Consider the following 19,545-nt stretch of genomic DNA (forward strand, 5'->3'; position numbering starts at 1 on the left):
TTGAAAGTTAATATTTCAATACCGGCAAAAATATAATTTCTGCTTGCATGTGCCAGCTTAAATGTGCCAACTTATCAACATTGGGAAAAGGTGTGAATTAATGAAAGGTAGTTTAATATTTCAACTTTACAACCTTCAAACAAAACCCGTTAAGATTTAAACTTCAGATAGTGGCTTATCCTGTTTACGTTCCTGAAGAACTCAGGACTTTTTTCGTCAGTAAAACAAACTATCAGTATGGTGCCGGTATGGTCCTTTTCTATGGCCAGCACCAGGGCGTATTTGTAATGTTTTGTCGTTTCGCGGTAAGGCATATCTACCAGGTACGACTTGCCGGCATTGGCGTTGTAGCGTCTTAAAACTTCCTGATCGATATCGCGGGAGACAGATACCGTATCATTGCAAAGTGTTTTTGCCATTGCCCTGCCTTTGGCCAGGTATCCCGTGTCGGGGTTAGGCAATTGCCTCCTGGGGTCGTTCTTCATGGCAAGGTAGTTTTTCCAGTCGTTTTTTTGCGATCTTACCTTAAACCATATTTCGAACTGGTGGCCCGGTATTTCCATCGCATAATCATAAGAAAAGTATTCGTCGTTTGGAGCAGCGATCTCCCTGAAGCCGGTCGGGAACGAAAATATGACGTTGGCATCGGCGGTTAAATGAAGGAATTCGCGATGACGGGGGCTAATGGGTTTTGGCACGATCTTGCTGACCGCGATCACTTTTGGCTTCACTTGCGACAATGCTGTTACGCCAACAAGTAAAACTAATGTTGTAAATAATATTTGTTTAAATTGCCTTAAAAAACAGAGCATACCCATACACGGCAGTCAATAGTTTTGCAAAAATCAGGGTCGGGAACAAAATTAACACATAAATAGTTAAAAACGAACTAATAAAATAATGAGTATTAAACCACGGCTTAACCGCTTCGACCTGACCATGATCGTGATAAGCCTGGTAATAGGCATGGGCATATTCGCCACCCCTGCCGACGTGGCCAATGAAGCGGGCGGTCCCTGGATATTTTTCGGCGCATGGATATTCGGCGGCCTGGTAACCTTGTGCGGCGCGCTTACTTTTGCCGAGATCGGTTCGCGTTACCCTAACACCGGGGGGTTTTACAAAGTTTATTCGTACTGCTATCACCCGGCTTTTGCCTTTATGATCAATTGGGTACTGGTTATCAGTAATGCGGCATCGGTAGCTGCCGTGGCGCTTATTGGTTCCGATTATATCAGGCCCTTCCTGCTGCCGGCTTCCCTGCAAAACGCCACCGGTACGCGTATCATTACCATCGCTTCGGTGCTGATACTGTATGTCATCAATTTTTTGGGTATCAAAATGAGCGCACGTGTGCAAAACCTGCTCATTACGTTTAAAATAGGGTTGATACTTTTGATATGCCTTGCCGTATTTAAAAGCGAGGCTTATCCTGCGGCGGTTACCGTCACGCATTCCTTCAGCACCAACAAAATAACAGCTTTCGGGCTCAGCTTGGTGGCAGTTTTTTTCACTTACGGCGGGTACCAGCAAACCATCAATTTTGGCGGGGATATCATCAATGCAAAATCGAACATTCCTAAAGCCATCGCCCTCGGGATATCGGTGGTGATATTTCTGTACCTGGCGGTTAATTTCGCTTATTTCAAAGTATTGGGGATAGGCGGCTTGCAGCATACTCCAGCGCTGGCTGCCAAAATGATGGGCGTGCTTTTCGGACCAACAGGCTATAAGATCACCTCATTACTCTTATTTGGCGGGGTATTAGCTTATGTGAATGTGAATGTGCTGGCCAATCCGCGTGTGTACTATGCTATGGCCGAGGACGGGATTTTGCCGCCGATATTTAAAAAGGTGAATGAAAAAACGCAGGTGCAGGAATTTGGCATGAGCTTTTTTGTGGCGGCCACGCTGGTTATCCTGTTCTTTGTGGATACATTCAGCAATATGCTTAAATATGTGATGTTTTTCGACACCATAGGGCTGTCGGTGGCAGCTTTAACTATTTTTAGTCTGCGTAAAAAGACAAAGCACCTGGATAAAAGGGAGATATACACTATTGGATGGTTCCCGCTGGTGCCGCTGATATTTATCCTGGCCTATTGGTTCGTTACCATCAACATATTTATCACTTTTAAAGAAAACCCCTATGCGGCGCTGATATGCCTGGCCTGCTATGCTTTAGGGCTGGGGATATATTACCTGGGCGCCCGCAAGCAGAAAGGATCAGATAAAACCGAGTAGCGATGACTGAAACGATAAACCCGGAAATCTACGAACTTAAGGGCATCAGGTTGAGGGCCAAAGTATTCCTTGTGCTACAGGCCCTGGGCTTTTTGTGCGCGGCGTATCTTGTTCATGACTCATTTGATTTTGTTTTTGACGAGACCAAATGGCTGCTGATATTTATAGCTGTTGTTATTTACCTGCTTTTTTTTGCAGTAGCAACCCTGCGGATAGCATTCAAAAAGACTTTGCGGACCGGCGCCGCAAAAGCGATGCTGACCGCAATTTTTATACTTGATATTATACCGGTATTTATTTTGATGCTGGTGACTTTAACCGATATTTTTTAATAATGGATCTGTCCTATATTCTGAATGAGCTTGGTGAAGAGCGTGAGAATTACTTTAACGCGGTGGCCCCGCCGATAATACAAACCAGCAACTTTGCCTTTAAAACCGTTAAAGATTTCCGCGACGCACTGGCGGATGAATTTGATGCCGACCTGTACTCGCGCGGCAATAACCCCACGCTCAATATACTGCGAAAGAAGCTGGCCGCTTTGGATGGCGCCGAAGATGCCCTGGTTTTCAGCAGCGGGATAGGCGCTATTACGGTGCCGATACTGGCCCTGCTTAAACAGGGCGATCACGTGGTGTCGGTGGAGAACCCGTATAGCTGGACGATAAAGCTGTTCAAGAATTTCCTGCCGAAATTTGGGATAACCACCACTTTTATTGATGGGAGGGATATTCAGAATTTTAAAGACGCCATAAGGTCCGAAACCAGGCTGATCTACCTTGAAAGCCCCAACACCTTCAGCTATGAGTTGCAGGACCTGAAGGCCGTGGCCAACCTGGCCAAATCGAAGGGTATCATCACCATGATCGACAACAGCTATTGCACGCCACTGTATCAGCGCCCTATCGAACTGGGTATCGATCTGTCGGCACAAACGGCTACCAAATATATCGGCGGGCATTCGGATGTGGTTGCCGGCGTCGTTACCGGTAAGCGCGAACTGATCAAACAGATATTCGATCATGAATATATGACGATCGGGCCGTCGCTTTCGCCGCATTCGGCCTGGCTGCTGATTAGGGGGTTGCGCACATTGCCGCTTCGTTTGCAGCGCAGCTTTGAGAGCGCCCAAATGGTCGGCGACTGGCTATCTAACCACCCACTGGTGGCAAAAGTGATATGGCCGTTCCGGGAAGATTTTGAGCAATATGAATTGGGTCAGCGCCAAATGCAGGGCTGTGGCGGATTATTCAGTTTTGTACTGAAGGACCCGGCATTTGATAAGATAGAAACTTTCTGCAACTCGCTAAAACATATCCTGATGGCGGTATCATGGGGCGGGCACGAGAGTTTGATCATCCCATCCATTGCCGCACTGCCCGAAAGCGAGTACGATGCCGTAAACCCAAACCGGTATCAGTTGATACGCATGTACGCTGGTTTAGAGGACCCGGAATATTTGATCAAAGACCTGGAGCAGGGGTTGGCGGAGATATCATAGTAACTATTTCCAATCCCATCCGTATACAGACTCATGTCATTTTAAGTAACCAGTTAAATAATTTGATTATGAGAACTTTATCGATCGTTTTTATCCTCGCCGCAACGGCTTGTTTTTCGTGTAAAAAAGAGGCTGTTAATGTTAACAAACCAGGCGATCCCGTGACGGGAGCATCAACTACCAAAAATGTTTCGTATCCGATTGAAGGTAAATGGCAAATGACCAAACTGGTAGTGTATTTGCTGGATACCAATAACGTAAAACATTACGATACCACCTATTATAACCCGATAACCAAAGATGATTATGTTCAATTCAATAATGACGGCACCTGTGTAACCAGTATCGATCATTATTATTACCTGAATGAGCCCGGCTTTACCGTCCCGACACCAATATCGCCATTGTTGAATAGTTATTTTTATAAGCTTTCGGGCAAAGACTTTGTACTTACCCCGCAAATTAACGCACAGGGTCCCGGTGGCGGCACATCGTCGCAGGTGGTTTCTACGCCTGACGCGAATACGCTGCTCATCCACGGCGAAGCCCGGGGTATTGGTCCGAACCTGTTTGTATCAGATAGTTATTACGTTAAGGATTCATTTTAACGATAACATGCTTTTTGAGCGGCAGTTGCGGGTCCCTAATGCATGCTGGCGCATGAACGGATAGCCTGATGCAAACGTTTTGATAGCCAAGAGCCAAGAACAGAAGCAGGAAGCGATGCGTTAGCCCTGGCTCTTGAATCTTGGTTCTCCTCCTCCCCAATATATCCACATTTGTTAACTTATTAAAATAATTTAAAAAGTACTTGCACTTATCAATTCTGCTGTTTACATTTGTATTGTCTTAATAAACAGTCAATTTGTTTTATTCAGGATCGTCCCTACAAAATACATGTTAAAATATAGAATAAAAGATCTCCTTATTGTTTCACCTGTCATGTGGAATAATTTGATAGTTAAATTGGTTTGATTGAAAATCCCCGCATTGCGGGGATTTTTTTTTATAAATTGCTTTACTAATTAAAAACCCGAACAAAGACCTACAAATGGCAAGATTAAATTTATTGGAAGAGACCCGGTACGAAAAACTGCCGGTTACGGTGTATCCCAATCAGAAAGTGGCCTCGGTGGCTGTGGCAAAACGCATAGCCGACCTCATCCGCAGCAAGCAGGACCGCAACGAACAGGCCGTGCTTGGCCTGGCTACCGGCGTTACCCCCATAGGCGTTTACGCCGAACTGGTGCGCCTGCATAAAGAAGAGGGCCTGAGCTTTAAAAATGTGATCACCTTTAACCTGGACGAATATTACCCGATGCGGCCAAAGGCTGCCCAGAGTTATGTCACTTTCATGAATGAGAACCTGTTCGACCATATCGATATTGACAAAGCCAATGTGCATATACCTGACGGTACGTTGAAGCAGGACGACATACCGGCCTTTTGCCTGGAATACGAACGGCAGATCAATGCGCTCGGCGGAATAGACCTGCAGATATTAGGTATCGGTCGTACCGGCCACATTGGGTTTAACGAGCCGGGTTCGGCGCCAAACTCGGGCACTCGCCTGGTTACTTTGGACGACCTGACCCGTAACGACGCCTCGCGCGATTTCGGCGGCAAAGCCAACGTGCCAACCAAAGCCATTACCATGGGCATAGGCACCATATTTAAGGCCCGCGAAATTATCCTGATGGCCTGGAGCGGCAAAAAAGCGCCGATAATAAAGAAAGCAGTTGAAGGCGAAATTTCGGGCGAGGTGCCTGCTACTTATCTGCAACTGTCGGATCATGTGGAGTTTATCCTGGACGAGGACGCCGCATCGGAACTTACCCGTTTTGGCACGCCATGGCTGGTGAAGGATTGCGTGTGGAGCAAGCAGCTGAAAAAGAAAGCCGTAATATGGCTGGCCGAAACGCTGAACAAACCCGTACTGAAGCTGACCGAAGAGGACTACAACAGTCACGGCATGGCGCAATTAGCCGTTGAGCAGGGACCCGTTTACAACATCAATATTGACATTTTTAACCAGATACAGCATACCATTACCGGCTGGCCGGGCGGCAAACCCGATGCCGACGACAGCCAGCGCCCTGAGCGGGCCGAACCGGCACGCAAGCGCTCCATTGTATTCTCGCCGCACCCGGACGATGATGTGATATCCATGGGCGGTACATTTATCCGTTTGGTGGACCAGGGGCACGATGTACATGTGGCTTACCAGACATCGGGCAATACCGCGGTTTGGGACGATGATGTGCTGCGCTACATGGAATTCGCTATCGACTTTAACCAGAGCATCGGCGATGACAATAGTCACCTGAAAAACCTGTATGAAGATATGCGCTCGTTCATAGCCAAAAAGCAGCCGAACGAGATAGATACCAAAGAAATACGCGACGTAAAGGGCTTTATCCGCAAAACGGAGGCCATATCCGGTGCGCGTTACGCTGGTTTGGACGATGATCATATCCACTTCCAGGCGCTGCCTTTTTACGAGACCGGCAAAACGCAGAAGAATCCCATCACCGACGACGACATCAAGTTAACTATGGAACTGCTGCAAAATATAAAGCCACACCAGGTTTTTGTGGCCGGCGACTTTGCCGATCCACATGGCACCCACTTAGTTTGCTTTAACATTGTGATAGCCGCGCTGCGCAAGCTACGCGAAACCGAAGACTGGGTGAAGGATTGCTGGGTATGGATGTACCGCGGCGCATGGAAGGAGTTTGAAACCTACGAAATTGAAATGGCCGTGCCACTATCGCCCGAGGAGGTTTTACGCAAACGCAACGCCATATTTAAGCACCAGAGCCAGAAGGACAGGGCTGTGTTCCCGGGTGACGACGCCCGCGAGTTTTGGGTACGCGCCGAAGACCGCAACCGCGAAACCGCACAAAGCTACGACCGCCTCGGCCTTGCCGAATACCAGGCGATGGAGGCTTTTGTGAGATACCATTTTTAGCCTCACCCCCGGCCCCTCTCCAAAGTAGAGGGGAGGTTAATGCATTTTGTAGAGACGCATAATTATGCGTCTCTACGTATTTTATGGCAGGCCGACATTTTAACCCGCGAACTTGCTGCTACTGCTGCTGCCACTGCCACTACAAAGTTGGGTTAACATGGTTAACACATTTTTATCGTGACATTTACTTAAACAATTGATAGTCAATATATTATGTAAAAATCACCCGGAAAGGTGTTAACCATGATTTTGGGGCTACGGCCTTCATCACACGAAGCATTCAAAATGCTCTTGGTACGGGGGGCATTCAATTGTAAACGTCACGTTATCAATATCATATAGCTTACACCAACCCCTGCCTTAGTGTTGCACTTCGTTTCCCGGGGAAAATCCACGCTAATTACTCATTGATATACAGCCCATTACAAAAAGCCTATAAAAGGCTCTTTCAGTATTTTATAAAGCAGCAACAGGCAACAAAAAGCAACACCGGCCGGCTTAAACCAATTTGCTCACTTTTTACCTGCGTTAAACCGGCTTCGTGTACCGGGGTTTGTACAAGTTGATGGAATGGGAACGTACCGGGGCAGTACACAATACTACCGGGCCGTTGCGGCGGTAGGCAGCATGCCTATCAGCAGGTATATAAGATGGCACAAGTACGCCGGTCTTTGTCCTGCGCTGCATATTCGCGCCAGGCTGGCCTGCGGCAGCGTGGTGCAGTTAGTTTTTAATTCTACCGACTGAACAAGCCTGGCCCTTTAGCATCATATATTAAAATTTTGTATTTTTGTTAAAAGCAATTGTAGTATGCAAAGTCAAAAATTAAGCGCCTTACAATTGGAACTTTTAAATATTTATTCATTTCAGCCGAAGGAGGAAGACCTGCTGGCGATAAAAGAATTACTGGCCCGGTATTTTTCAGGAAGGCTTCAAAAAAATATTCAAAAGTCCATAAAGGATAAAAATATTACGGAAGAAGATCTTGACCGTTGGCTCAATGAATAAGCCGCGCCTTATTCTGGATACAAATATTTTCCTCGTTTCCCTTGCCCCCAATTTTAAATACCATTGGATATATCGTTCGCTCTTTAGGGGCAAATTTGAATTAGTGGTGTCTAACGAGATATTAACCGAGTACCAGGAACAAATTACGGTTAGGTATGGCATCGAAAAGTCCGACACTGCCCTTGATTATTTGCTATTGCTTCCAAACGTTATACTTAAAAATCCTTCTTTTTTATGGCAGTTGGTAGAAAATGATAAGGACGACAATAAATTTATCGACTGTTACATCGCCTCACAATCCGATTACATCATTAGTAACGACCGGCACATACATCAAATTAAAACCAGCAAGTTTCCGCAAATAGCTGTGCTGCGTTACGAGGAATTTGAAGTAGAATATAAAGCTGTATTTGATAATTAACGGCCGCGGGTACGCCGGGTATTGGCTTGCGCTGCATACTCGCGCCAGGTTGGAGTATCATTAAAAATGTTATTAGATTGCATAAATATCTCCGATTTTCAGAGAATATCAAACTATGCTGCTCCGATCCGACTCCCCTCTATGTGTTAAGAATACCTGTTAATTTTTTGATATATTAGATGGATATTTAAAAAGGCTTACCGTAGCGCAAATATGCAAAAAGTAGAATTCGTAAAGAATCTGGAACAATTAACCATAGGGTTAAAATCACAAGAAATTGTTAAGTTATTTGAAGCAGGATTTAAGCCAATGCCAAATAATCCAATATATAACTTTCAACTAATCAACCCTATCTTGTTTTTGTCGAAGAGCTTTTATGATCAAATGTCGCAATATTCGGAGTTAAAAAATATGCTTGATGTATTAGGCTCTGCAACCATATATTCCGAAGGGAATCTCGCTAATTTGACTTCTATTCTTAAACCAGTGCCTGCTGTGCAAGTGGCCGGAAATGAAGTTGCAATAAAATTTTTTGCTTTTCATAAGGCGTTGCTAAATACATGGGTACTATCAAAAAACATTTTATTGAACGAGCTTTTAAATGAACCCTTCGACGAAGCATTAGAAAAAGGGGTTTTGGTTTTTCAAATTATTATCGAAGGGGAGGGGCTTGAGACTGAGCAATACATCAAAATTTTCTCAGCATTAAATGATTTGACAGAAGTATTGGGAAAGATATTCGCTGAATCGGAACAAAAGTCGGAGTTAATCTTACTTGATAGTGGTAGCGATACAAATCTTGGTTTAAAAGCGGGTATTGAAACTGCGAAGTCTTTGTTTCTAGTTTTTAAAGAGGTATGGGATTTCATTGTCAATAGGAAATTTTACAATGTACAACAAGTAAACAAAGCGCTTCTAGATAGTTTAACCGTCAGAGCTCAAATCAAAGAAAAGGTTGATTCCGGTGTCATTACCGAAGAAGAAGGACAAACTTATGCTCATATCGTAAAAACAAGGACTGATGAATTGATAGTCATGAAGGTTTTGCCAAAAGAATTAGCAGGTATGACTAATGTATTTTCAAACAAAAAGCTAATTTCTGAATACCAAGACTTTAAACGTATTGGCACAGGTAATAACTAGATAGTTCTAATCTGCGATTTCCCCAGCCGGTTTAAGTCTTCCGCAGGGCGCCTTAAATCCAAGTAAATAAGACTTCTGGAGACTGCACTGGTCAGGAATATTTTATGTTTGGTTATAGCACCAATGGAGTGATTTACACTTATTGGATTTAAGGGCGCCACACCAATTCGCTAACCGGTATCGGAGCCTGCATTATAGAATATGTTTTAATCCATCAAAACATGACAGATAATTTTTCGGGAAAGTCAAGCGAAGAAATTATGGCAATCAAACTTGTCAACAATCCTATATTACGTGGTATTGCAAATCAACAAGCGCAGTACCAGCAAGTACATGTTGATGCCGGTTTTAATCTCTTCCTACTTATCTCAGATACTTACCGCCGCGAAAATTTTCATAGTGATATACTTAAAGCTTTGCTCGATCCAGCAGAAAAGCATGGACACGATAACTGTTATCTAAATCATTTCATTAACCTATTAAATAAAACTGCGCATGGCCGTTTAATTGTTCAGCCAACTGATTATTCTAAGGCAAAAGTGTATCGTGAGCGTGGCCGTATCGATATTTTGATTAGCGATGACAAGAGTAAGCACGCTATTATTATTGAAAATAAGATTAATCAGGCACAGGATATGCCGCGACAGTTGCCGCGGTACGCAAATGAGTTAATGCAAAAAGGTTATCAAATAGATGCTATTGTTTATCTTTTACTCAACTACCATCATAAACCTAATATGTACGATTGGACAGAGGATGACAAACAACTCATCGAACCAAAGCTTATCATCATTCTCGCAAATGACAATAGCTCTGAAGACCTTGCTGACGGTTGGTTGCAAGTCTGTCTTAATGATACTTCTGACCCTGACAGTAAATCGATTATAAAACAATATTTGGCGCTTATAAAAAAAATCGGCAAAAAAGCTATGGCAAACAATATTATGGAACAGTTTTATACATACATGAAGGACCGCGAGCAATTTCACGCCGCTCAATCGTTAAATACTATGTTAAACGACTTGCCATTATATCGTATTAACCGTATTGTAGAAACGTTTTACGAACGGCATTTGCCTTTTGAAAGCATATGGCGCTGGCAACAAAAATGCGCTGTTTTTGAAAATTTTCACTATCAAAATACTGCTTTCGCAATTGATATATATCCAGACAATGAAAATTATTATTTCCAAGTTTTCGAGCGACGCCCCGGTGAATGTACCATAACAGAATTGTTGACTATAATTGGAGAACTCGAATATTACGAATTAGTAGGAACCCGTTTACAACAAGTATTTAAATTTCCTGAAGACGAAGATGTCCTTTATAATTACATTGAAAATTTTCTTTTGAAACTTCGAAAATTAAAACCATAAGTTCAGTAAGTCAGTCCCTTCCACTTGTTTAAGTCTTCCGAAGGGCGGCTTAAATCAGTAGCCTTCCTGAGCGCCCTAAAAAAACATACTATTGCGAAAAAATCAAAAAATAAGATCAGCACCCTGCCCGGTTTATTTGATCGCGTTTCAATCCCGCACGGAGTGCCCCATTTAATGCGTTACAATTAAGAGTCTGCTGCGCTAACTCTTAAACGAGTGTTGGGGGTACGCCGGGCGTTGGCTTGCGCTGCATACTCGCGCCAGGTTGAGGCTGCATAGTTACGCTAGGCGTGAGGGATTAAATTTCAATAATATTATTTTTTATCGCATAGAGCACCAAGCCAATTCTTGATTTGATTTGCAATTTTTCAAATAGTTGCTCCCTATATGCTTCAACCGTTCTACTAGAAATGCACATGTGTTCGGCAATCTCCTTATAAGTCAATTCAGTGGCAGAAAGTTTTAAGAACTCGACTTCCCGCGAGTTTAATTTTGCAAGATTATAATCAATGTTAATATTGTGAACTAGGTGTCTGGTTACAAATTCGGGATAATAGATTTCATTATTCGCAACTTTTAAAAGTGCATCAGAGAACTCTTCAACAGAGCTATTTTTTAGCAAATACCCTTTGACTCCCATCCTAATCATTGTTAGAACGGTCTCTGCATCCTCCTGATGCGTTAAAACTAAAATTTTAATCTGAGGAAAATTATTTCGTAACCATTTTGCTGTACTGCCCCCGTCAATTTTAGGCATTTGAGTATCCAGAATAAGTACATCAGGCAAAGTGCTTTTGTTCAATTTTTTAATTAGGTCCTCGCCGTTATCGGCTTCAAGCATTACCGAATATTTTTTATTCTCTTTCAGTAAAGCTTTCATCCCCGACCTAAACAAAACATGGTCGTCAACTAAGCCAATTTTTATAACAGTCATTTATCTTAATTTGAAGAATGGATATAGAGATTTAATTAAAACGCTTAATGCGATAAGTATGGTTGCAATCGCCATGAGTAATCTATACCTCCAATAACGTTTGTTATCCTGCTGCATGCAATTACGGTCAGATTCAGTATTACCTTCAATTTTTAAGGTGCCTCTACAATAAATTGTAGACTGGACTTCACTGGTTTTTCTCATCACAAATACATAAAAGTTATTGCATAATTCGTTTCCAAATATTTAACGGTATACAAAGTTAAACACTGTGTGTGAGTAATCACAATTTTTTATGTGATTATTCACAATTTTTTTGTGTTTTTTCACAATTAATATGTAAAAAACATCCTTTGAAGTCCATATAATACAGAATCATTGGAAATTTTTTAATAAAAAAAAGGTGTTTTCACGGTTGATAATATGGATATCAAACATATAATTTTGGACAAGCCTAAAATCATCTCCCCTCTGCCGCGAGTATGCAGCGCAGGCCAGCGCATGGCGTACTCGTGACTAATAAAAACTAAAATCCTAACTTTACTAAAAAAACCATCATGGATAATACCCGTGTTTACCGCATGTTTTTCGCCGGTGTATACCCGCTCTATATTAACAAGGCGGAAAGGAAGGGCCGCACCAAAGCCGAAGTGGATGAAATTATATACTGGCTCACCGGATACGATGAGCAGGCGCTGCAGCAGGTGCTAACCAACAAAACCGACTTTGAGACCTTTTTCGCCCAGGCGCCGGCCTTAAACCCGAATGTTTCCAAAATTACCGGCCTTATCTGCGGCTACCGGGTAGAGGAGATAGAGGACCCGGTGATGCAAAAGGTCCGCTACCTGGATAAACTGGTTGACGAACTGGCCAAAGGCCGACCGATGGAGAAAATTTTGCGGAGTTAAAAGAGCCAGGAACCAAGATTCAAGAACCAAGACAGTTGATTTATCTTGGTTCTTGGGTCTTGATTCTAAAAAGGCCTTGTACGCCAGGCCTACGCGATCTTCCCATTCACAATCTCCAAAATCTCCGCCTCCCTGTCCATCGCCATTTGTTGCAGGGCGTTGCCTTCGGCTAATATCTTATCCGTGTAAGCCTTATCCTTATAACCCGACGCGTTGATGCGCACATTCATAAAGGCGCCTAAAACGGCGGTGCGGGCGCAAAGAGCAGCTACGCCGGCATCGGTTACCGAGTTGGGGTTGCCGGTTTCGGCCATGGCTTTTATCACTTCCATGCTTTGGTAAGCCAGCTTCATCACGTTAAACGGTGCGTCGATGGCGTATTTAGTAGCGGCTTGTATGGCTTCTGTGCGGGCGGCCTTTTCCTCGTCGCTGCCTTTGGGCAGGTTGAAGGCTTCCATTATCCGGTTAAAGGCGATGGTGTCCTTATCCACCAGTTTGGTCAGTTCATTCTTATAATGCTGCCCCTGTTCCGCCCACTCGCTGAACTCCTGCCAGCGGCTATCCCAACCCTTTTTGTGGGAGGAAAGATTGGCCACCATGGTCGCCAGCGAAGTGCCCAGCACACCCACATACGCCGAGATAGAACCACCGCCCGGCGCCGGGCTTTCGCTGGCGGTCTCGTCCGCAAAATCGGCCAGGCTCATGCTCACCAGTTTACTGTCAGCTTTATCTTTTAGTAAATATTCGATGATACGTTCTTCAGGTTTGAAAGGCGATAACTCATCCAGCCCCATCGATTTGATGGCAATGCGTACCAGTTCCTTCTCACTTACCCCGGTCGACCGCTGCTGCTTCGCCAGGAAATACTTACCCGCATCCAGCATGGATTTCAGCGGGATCAATCCCACCAATTCGCTGCCTGTTACCCGTATGCCGCGGGCGTTGGCCTTATTGCAAACCTCGTCGAATGCCTTATGCACTGGCGTTACTTCGATATTCGTCAGGTTCATGGATATCTGCGCAATGCCGTATTCTTCAATGTACCAGCCGATGGCTTTTACCGCCTTCAGCGAACCGGGAATGGTGCGCGGTTTGCCGTTCTCGTCGGTGATGATCTTTCCGTTTACCGGGTCGCCCTCGCGCATCACACGACCAGCCTCACGAACATCAAAAGCAATAGAGTTTGCCCTGCGCACCGAAGTGGTATTCAGGTTGACATTATAAGCGATGAGGAAATCCCTTGCGCCAATAACCGTCGCGCCGCGCCTGGCGTCAAACTCCGCCGGACCAAAATCAGGCTTCCATTCCGGTTGTTTTATCTTCCTGGAAAAGCCCTCGTACTCGCCCGCGCGGATAACCGAAAGGTTGCTGCGGCTTTTATCGGGCTGGGCGTACTCATACAAATAGGCCGGTATCTTTAATTCTTTACCAACGCGCTCCGCCAGCTGCGTTGCGTACTCCGCTGTTTCCTCCATGCTGATATTGCTGATGGGTATCAGCGGACAAACATCCGTAGCGCCCATGCGGGGGTGCTCGCCGGTATGTTTGCTCATGTCTATCAGCTCGCCTGCCTTTTTTATAGCCAGGAACGCCGCTTCGATCACCTGTTCCGGTTCGCCCACAAAAGTTACCACCGTGCGGTTGGTGGCCTTCCCCGGGTCCACGTTCAGCAAACGGACGCCTTCTACGGATTCCACCTCATCGGTTATCTGTTTGGTGATGTTCAGGTCGCGGCCTTCGCTGAAGTTGGGTACGCATTCTATGAGTCGCATCTTAGTTAAATTTGAGATTTGAGATATGAGATTTGAGACAACACCGCTCACAGTTTAAAATAAATTCGAAATTGAACATTCGACATTCGAAATAAAAGCTCATAATATTTCTCCTTTACGCCAAACCCTTGCGGGTTTCAATTTCCCCTGCTGATACAGTATTTGGCGGTGATCCTTGCAGGGGTAGGCCTGCATGTCAGCCAGGCTGCCTTTTTGCAAAGTTCCGCGGTCATTCAAATTTAGTGCTTTTGCTGCGCGATAGGTTAGTGCTGCAAATGTTTCTGCGGTGGTCAGTTTTTCATACGCGCCCAGGATGGATGCCTGCATCAGCAGGTCGCCCATAGGCGCCGAGCCGGGGTTCCAGTCGCTGGCGATAGCCAGGCAGGCCCCCGCATCCAGTAAACGGCGTGCGGGGGCAAAACCTATACCCAAACCTAAGGATGCGCCTGGCAAAGCAACTGCAACCGTAACGGAAGCAACTAATCCTTTAATTTCTTTTTCTGTACTGGCCTCCAAATGATCGGCAGACACAGCGCCGGCTTTCACCGCCACCTCGCTGCCGCCGGGTGTAAACTGGTCGGCATGTACGGTTATATCAAAGCCCATTTGTTTGGCTACGCTGAGGTAGCAGGTGGAGTTTGATGCGTTGAAGGCGCTGTCTTCAATAAATATATCTACCCGGCCGGCCAGGTTTTCTTTTTTGATCTTCGGGAGCAAATTGTTCAGGATATGCTCCAGGTATTCGGACGCCGGTCCGCCAAAATCCTTTGGTAAAATATGCGCGGCAAGGCAAGTTGCTACCAGATCCGCCTGGCTGTTTTCAGCTGCGGCCCTGATCGCTCTTAACTGTTTTAACTCCTGTTCAACACTCAGCCCATAACCGCTTTTTACCTCGATGGTAGTTACCCCGTCTTTCAAATGGCGGTCAACTCTTTGCGCCAGTAAGTCAACTAATTGCTCCTGCGTGGCCCCCCTTGTTTGTGTTACCGAATCCCATATACCCCCGCCCGACCTGGCTATTTCCAAATAACTTTTGCCAGCAATTCGCATGGCATAATCTTTAGCCCGGTTGCCGGCAAAGCAGATATGCGTATGGCAATCGATAAAGCCGGGGAGCAGCACCTGGTCGCCCTCAACCTCTTCAGTCGTAGCTTTGGGGTGATCCTTACGTAATTTTTCAAAATTCCCCACTTCAACAACCAGCCCATTTTCGGTCAATACCCCGCCGCTCGTAATGATCTGCAATTGATCATCCGCGATAGCGCCCTTCAGCGGTAAACCCGCTAAGGGCAGTATTTGGGTGAATGGACCGGTTAGTTTCATTGTTTAATAAACTGTGTCATTTCGATGCGCAGCGAGAAATCTTGTACGATTGGCATAGTCCGCCGTGCATGTTGTACAAGATTTCTCTCTCGTTCCTCGTTCGAAATGACATTTCTTATAGAGATAAATTAAACCTCTTTGCCGTTTCCTCCGCCTGCTCATAACCAGCATCCATGTGCCGGAATATGCCCATCGCGGGGTCATTATATAAAACTCTTTTTAAACATTCCGCTGCGCGATCGGTGCCATCGGCTACTACAACCATGCCCGCGTGCTGCGAATAACCCATACCCACGCCACCGCCATGATGGAACGATACCCAGGTTGCTCCGCCGGATGTGTTCGACATCAGGTTCAACAGCGGCCAGTCGGACACGGCATCTGAGCCGTCCTTCATCGATTCCGTTTCCCTATTGGGTGATGCTACCGAGCCGCAGTCCAAATGGTCGCGACCGATAACTATCGGCGCTTTCACTTTGCCGGTCCGAACCAGGTCGTTAAATATCAGCCCGGCTTTTTCCCGCTCGCCCATGCCCAGCCAGCAGATACGTGCCGGCAAACCCTGGAAGGCGATGCGTTCTCTTGCTTTTTCGAGCCAGTTGAGCAGGTGTTTATTTTCGGGAAATGCCTCGGCCAGTGCCCTGTCAGTGGTATAGATGTCTTCCGGGTCGCCGGATAATGCTACCCAGCGGAACGGCCCCTTGCCCTCGCAAAACAGCGGGCGTATATATTCGGGTGTAAAGCCGGGGAAATTAAATGCATGGGGTTCGCCGCCCTGTTTGGCAAACTCGCGGATATTGTTGCCGTAGTCGAAAGTGATGGCCCCGCGTTTTTGCAGATCGAGCATGAAACCTACATGGCGCGCCATGCTTTTGAGCGAAAGGTCCTTATACTTTGCCGGATCGCTTTTACGCAGATCAGCGGCTTCTTCCAAAGTCAAGCCGTTAGGCATATAGCCGTTTATCGGATCATGCGCCGAAGTTTGGTCCGTCAGCATATCCGGGATAAAATTATCTTTCAGTAAATGCTCCAGCATATCACCGGCGTCGCTCACTAAACCAACGGATAATTCCTCGCCCTTTGCCATCGCCTCTTTTACCCAGCCAATGGCCTCGTCGTACGATTCCGTCATCCGGTCGATATATTTGGTATCGACACGTTTCTGTATCCGCGAAGCATCCACGTCGGCTCCTAAAAATACGCCGCCTGCCATGGTTGCCGCCAATGGCTGAGCGCCACCCATTCCACCCAAACCGGCACTGACGATCAGTTTGCCCTTCAGATCATTATTAAAATGCTGGCGACCGCATTCCACAAAAGTTTCATAGGTGCCCTGCAAAATTCCCTGGGTACCTATGTATATCCAGCTGCCGGCTGTCATCTGCCCGAACATCATCAGGCCCTTTGCCCTTAATTCGTTAAAATGCTCCCAGGTTGCCCAGGCCGGTACCAGGTTACTGTTGGCCAATAGTACCCTTGGCGCCTGCGGGTGACTGCGGATAATACCCACCGGTTTACCCGATTGAACCAATAAAGAATGATCTTCATCCAGTTCCAACAGCAGTTCGATTATTTTTCTTAACGATTCCTGGTTGCGGGCCGCTTGTCCTATGCCGCCATATACCACCAGTTCGTCCGGGTTTTCGGCCACTTGTGCATCCAGGTTATTCAGCAACATGCGTAAAGGCGCTTCGGTGGTCCAGCTTTTGGCATGCAGTTGCGTACCCCGCGGAGCATGGTACACCGGGTGGGCGGCGTAGGTTTTAATAAATTCCGAACTCGTCATCGTTATCCAGTTTAATATTGTTTTTGGCTGCTGCTTCATCGGCCAAAGCCAGCAGCGAACCATCTTTTACTATGCCATGCAGCGCTTTAATGTCATCGGCGAATATCCTGTCCTCTTTAATAAAAGGCACATATTGCCGCACATAATCATGACAGGCCTCCATTACCGGCGTCGATCTTAGCGGTCGCCTGAAATCCATCGCCTGCGCAGCATAAAGCAGCTCTATGGCCTGTATATATTCCAAATTGTCCAGTACCTGGTGCAGCTTGCGCCCGCTTACCGAACCCATCGACACATGGTCCTCCTGCCCGAGCGAAGTCGGTACACTGTCGGCGCTGGCAGGGAAGCATAATGTTTTATTTTCCGTCACCAAAGCGGCCGTAGTATATTGCGGTATCATCAAGCCCGAATTAAGTCCGGCATGTTCGGTGAGTAATTTGGGTAATCCATAACGCCCTTCGCTCATCAGGTAACAGCGGCGGTCGGCAATATTGCCTAACTCTGCTGTCGCGATGGCTGCATAATCCAATGGTATGGCCAAAGGTTGCCCATGGAAATTTCCGCCGCTTATGGTGTCGTCGGCATCAAAAATGATGGGGTTATCGGTAACGGAATTTAGTTCTATCTCGGTCAGCTCCTTTAAATGAAGCCAGGCATTACGCGATGCACCGTGTACCTGCGGCATGCAGCGCAGGGAATAGGGGTCCTGCACCCTGTCACAGTTGGCGTGCGAGTTCAATATCTCGGAATGATCGAGCAAATTGAAAAGCCTGTTGGCAACCAGTTTTGATCCCTTGTAAGGCCGGATCGTATGCAGCCTCGGGTCGAACGGTCTTGCTGACCCCATCAGTCCTTCTAAGGACATCGCCCCGGCCAGGTCGGCTAATTGCAGGGCGTTGTGCATGCGCTGCACCCCCTTTACGGCGAAGGACAGGATGAATTGCGTGCCGTTGATCAATGCCAGGCCTTCTTTCGGGCCAAGTTTGACTGGCTCCAAACCGTACGATCTTAACATTTTAGCGGCAGGAACAGTTTTCCCTCTATCGCTTACTTCGCCAAAACCTATCAGCGGCAAAAACAGGTGTGCCAGCGGTGCCAGGTCCCCCGAGGCTCCTACCGAGCCTTTTTCAGGAACTGATGGAATAATATCATTGTCAATATGCCATACAATCCGCTCCAGTGTTTCGATGGAAATTCCCGAATAGCCCTGCGCTAAAGCATGTACCTTGGTTATCAGCATCAGTTTGGCTATCTCCGCCGGTATGGGGTTGCCCACGCCAACGCTATGGCTTTTGAGCAAATTGTATTGCAGCGCACAGGTGTCCTCTTCGGGTATATGGGTATTGCACAGCGGGCCAAAACCGGTGTTAATTCCGTAAACCGGTATTTCGCGGGCAACTATCTTTTTTACAGCTTCCCACGAGGCTGCGATACGCCCCCGCGCTTCAGCGTTTATAACACCTTTAACCTTGCCTGCTGCTATATCCAGGCAAAGCCCTGCCGACAAGCGGCCGGTACCGTAATTAAAGGTTTTGCTCATGTTTCGACTGCTTTAACGTCAATTTTTCGCCTATCCTTTCGGACAAGGTAACCGCCCTGAACGATCTTTCGATCCCCGATAAAGCCGGCAGCAAGTGCCTGCTTTCCGGATCGGTATTTGCCAGTTCCTCCATTGCTTCTTTAACAGCATCCCACACCGGCAGTATTTGTTCTAATAAAGCCCTCCCGGCTTTGGTTAATTGTACCAGCTGGCGCCGGCCGTCGTCGCTGCTTGTGGTGGTCTTTAACAGCTTTTTATTTTTCAGGTTCGTTACCAGCTGACTTGCTGCCGGGTGCGAAACCCCGGTGATGTCGCTCAGCTCTTTTATCGAAAGCGAATCGTTTTGCGACAGCAAGTAAAAAACCGGGAACCAACTGGCGTCGAAAGGTATGCCCGCCGCCTGGTAGGTCTTGTTTATCTCCGACAAAAATGCCTCGCTCAGCCGCCTCATCCGGCTGCCCAAAACCAGGTATCCAAGCTCCTCGTAAAAATTCATGATGCAAGTTATATAAGTGCTTATATAATTGCAAGGGTTTGGCTATTTTTTTGTTTGAACTAATCTTCATAAGATTTAAAGATTATGGGATGAATCATCTCTTACCGGGATATAAATCCTTT

At 46.2% G+C, this 19,545-nt stretch carries 18 protein-coding genes; 11 read left to right on the top strand and 7 right to left on the bottom strand.

From position 1 onward, the window contains the following. Positions 1-149 precede the first annotated feature (149 nt). Entirely contained in the window at positions 150-818 is a 669-nt protein-coding gene (locus tag FRZ54_RS10385) for a hypothetical protein (RefSeq protein ID WP_187359802.1), read from the bottom strand. A gap of 82 nt (positions 819-900) precedes the next feature. Here FRZ54_RS10385 and FRZ54_RS10390 point away from each other — a divergent pair, with 82 nt between their 5' ends. The 10 genes from FRZ54_RS10390 to FRZ54_RS10430 all read left to right on the top strand — a co-directional run bounded on the left by FRZ54_RS10390 (position 901) and on the right by FRZ54_RS10430 (position 10,664). Beyond that, the gene (locus FRZ54_RS10390; protein WP_147031545.1) at positions 901-2,244 is read left to right on the top strand and encodes an APC family permease; all 1,344 of its coding nucleotides are present in this window, start codon (positions 901-903) and stop codon (positions 2,242-2,244) included. A 2-nt stretch (positions 2,245-2,246) separates the two neighbouring features. Then, positions 2,247-2,576, top strand: coding sequence for a hypothetical protein (locus FRZ54_RS10395; RefSeq protein WP_147031546.1), 330 nt, complete (start codon positions 2,247-2,249; stop codon positions 2,574-2,576). Positions 2,577-2,578: 2 nt separating this feature from the next. Continuing rightward, positions 2,579-3,745 (top strand): trans-sulfuration enzyme family protein, encoded by a 1,167-nt coding sequence (locus tag FRZ54_RS10400; protein WP_147031547.1) that lies wholly within the window; start codon positions 2,579-2,581, stop codon positions 3,743-3,745. A gap of 68 nt (positions 3,746-3,813) precedes the next feature. Next, positions 3,814-4,353 (top strand): hypothetical protein, encoded by a 540-nt coding sequence (locus tag FRZ54_RS10405; protein ID WP_147031548.1) that lies wholly within the window; start codon positions 3,814-3,816, stop codon positions 4,351-4,353. 443 nt (positions 4,354-4,796) lie between these two features. Continuing rightward, positions 4,797-6,716, top strand: coding sequence for a glucosamine-6-phosphate deaminase (nagB, locus tag FRZ54_RS10410; RefSeq protein ID WP_147031549.1), 1,920 nt, complete (start codon positions 4,797-4,799; stop codon positions 6,714-6,716). A 570-nt stretch (positions 6,717-7,286) separates the two neighbouring features. Next, positions 7,287-7,463 carry a hypothetical protein gene (locus FRZ54_RS24430; RefSeq protein WP_187359803.1) on the top strand — a complete coding sequence of 59 codons (177 nt, stop codon included), beginning with the start codon at positions 7,287-7,289 and terminating at the stop codon, positions 7,461-7,463. A gap of 63 nt (positions 7,464-7,526) precedes the next feature. After that, positions 7,527-7,724 carry a hypothetical protein gene (locus FRZ54_RS10415; protein ID WP_147031550.1) on the top strand — a complete coding sequence of 66 codons (198 nt, stop codon included), beginning with the start codon at positions 7,527-7,529 and terminating at the stop codon, positions 7,722-7,724. Beyond that, positions 7,717-8,145 carry a putative toxin-antitoxin system toxin component, PIN family gene (locus FRZ54_RS10420; RefSeq protein ID WP_147031551.1) on the top strand — a complete coding sequence of 143 codons (429 nt, stop codon included), beginning with the start codon at positions 7,717-7,719 and terminating at the stop codon, positions 8,143-8,145. The genes FRZ54_RS10415 and FRZ54_RS10420 overlap by 8 nt, the downstream gene beginning before the upstream one ends. A 213-nt stretch (positions 8,146-8,358) precedes the next feature. Then, positions 8,359-9,288, top strand: coding sequence for a hypothetical protein (locus tag FRZ54_RS10425; protein ID WP_147031552.1), 930 nt, complete (start codon positions 8,359-8,361; stop codon positions 9,286-9,288). Between the two features lie 221 nt (positions 9,289-9,509). Further along, positions 9,510-10,664: a PD-(D/E)XK nuclease family protein gene (locus tag FRZ54_RS10430; protein ID WP_147031553.1), complete on the top strand. Its 1,155-nt coding sequence runs from the start codon at positions 9,510-9,512 to the stop codon at positions 10,662-10,664. A 298-nt stretch (positions 10,665-10,962) separates the two neighbouring features. On the opposite strand, the gene FRZ54_RS10435 is transcribed toward FRZ54_RS10430, so the two are convergent. After that, complete coding sequence (locus tag FRZ54_RS10435; protein ID WP_147031554.1) at positions 10,963-11,598, bottom strand: response regulator transcription factor; 636 nt, start codon at positions 11,596-11,598, stop codon at positions 10,963-10,965. Between the two features lie 557 nt (positions 11,599-12,155). Here FRZ54_RS10435 and FRZ54_RS10440 point away from each other — a divergent pair. Beyond that, positions 12,156-12,506 (top strand): DUF2200 domain-containing protein, encoded by a 351-nt coding sequence (locus tag FRZ54_RS10440; RefSeq protein ID WP_147031555.1) that lies wholly within the window; start codon positions 12,156-12,158, stop codon positions 12,504-12,506. Between the two features lie 89 nt (positions 12,507-12,595). Here the strand turns inward: FRZ54_RS10440 and ftcD are convergent, their stop codons facing one another. The 5 genes from ftcD to FRZ54_RS10465 form a co-directional block, all read right to left on the bottom strand. Further along, a complete protein-coding gene (gene ftcD / locus FRZ54_RS10445) occupies positions 12,596-14,278 on the bottom strand; it encodes a glutamate formimidoyltransferase (RefSeq protein ID WP_147031556.1) in 1,683 nt (560 codons plus the stop codon). A gap of 99 nt (positions 14,279-14,377) precedes the next feature. Next, positions 14,378-15,601 carry an imidazolonepropionase gene (gene hutI, locus FRZ54_RS10450; RefSeq protein WP_147031557.1) on the bottom strand — a complete coding sequence of 408 codons (1,224 nt, stop codon included), beginning with the start codon at positions 15,599-15,601 and terminating at the stop codon, positions 14,378-14,380. Between the two features lie 115 nt (positions 15,602-15,716). Next, on the bottom strand, positions 15,717-17,387 hold the full coding sequence (gene hutU / locus FRZ54_RS10455) for a urocanate hydratase (RefSeq protein WP_147031558.1): 1,671 nt from the start codon (positions 17,385-17,387) through the stop codon (positions 15,717-15,719). Next, entirely contained in the window at positions 17,365-18,927 is a 1,563-nt protein-coding gene (hutH, locus tag FRZ54_RS10460) for a histidine ammonia-lyase (protein WP_147031559.1), read from the bottom strand. Before hutH ends, hutU begins: the two co-directional genes overlap by 23 nt. After that, positions 18,911-19,423, bottom strand: coding sequence for a MarR family winged helix-turn-helix transcriptional regulator (locus FRZ54_RS10465; RefSeq protein ID WP_147031560.1), 513 nt, complete (start codon positions 19,421-19,423; stop codon positions 18,911-18,913). Before FRZ54_RS10465 ends, hutH begins: the two co-directional genes overlap by 17 nt. Positions 19,424-19,545 lie beyond the last annotated feature (122 nt).

It is taken from the genome of Mucilaginibacter ginsenosidivorans (assembly GCF_007971025.1).
Taxonomy (GTDB): domain Bacteria; phylum Bacteroidota; class Bacteroidia; order Sphingobacteriales; family Sphingobacteriaceae; genus Mucilaginibacter; species Mucilaginibacter ginsenosidivorans.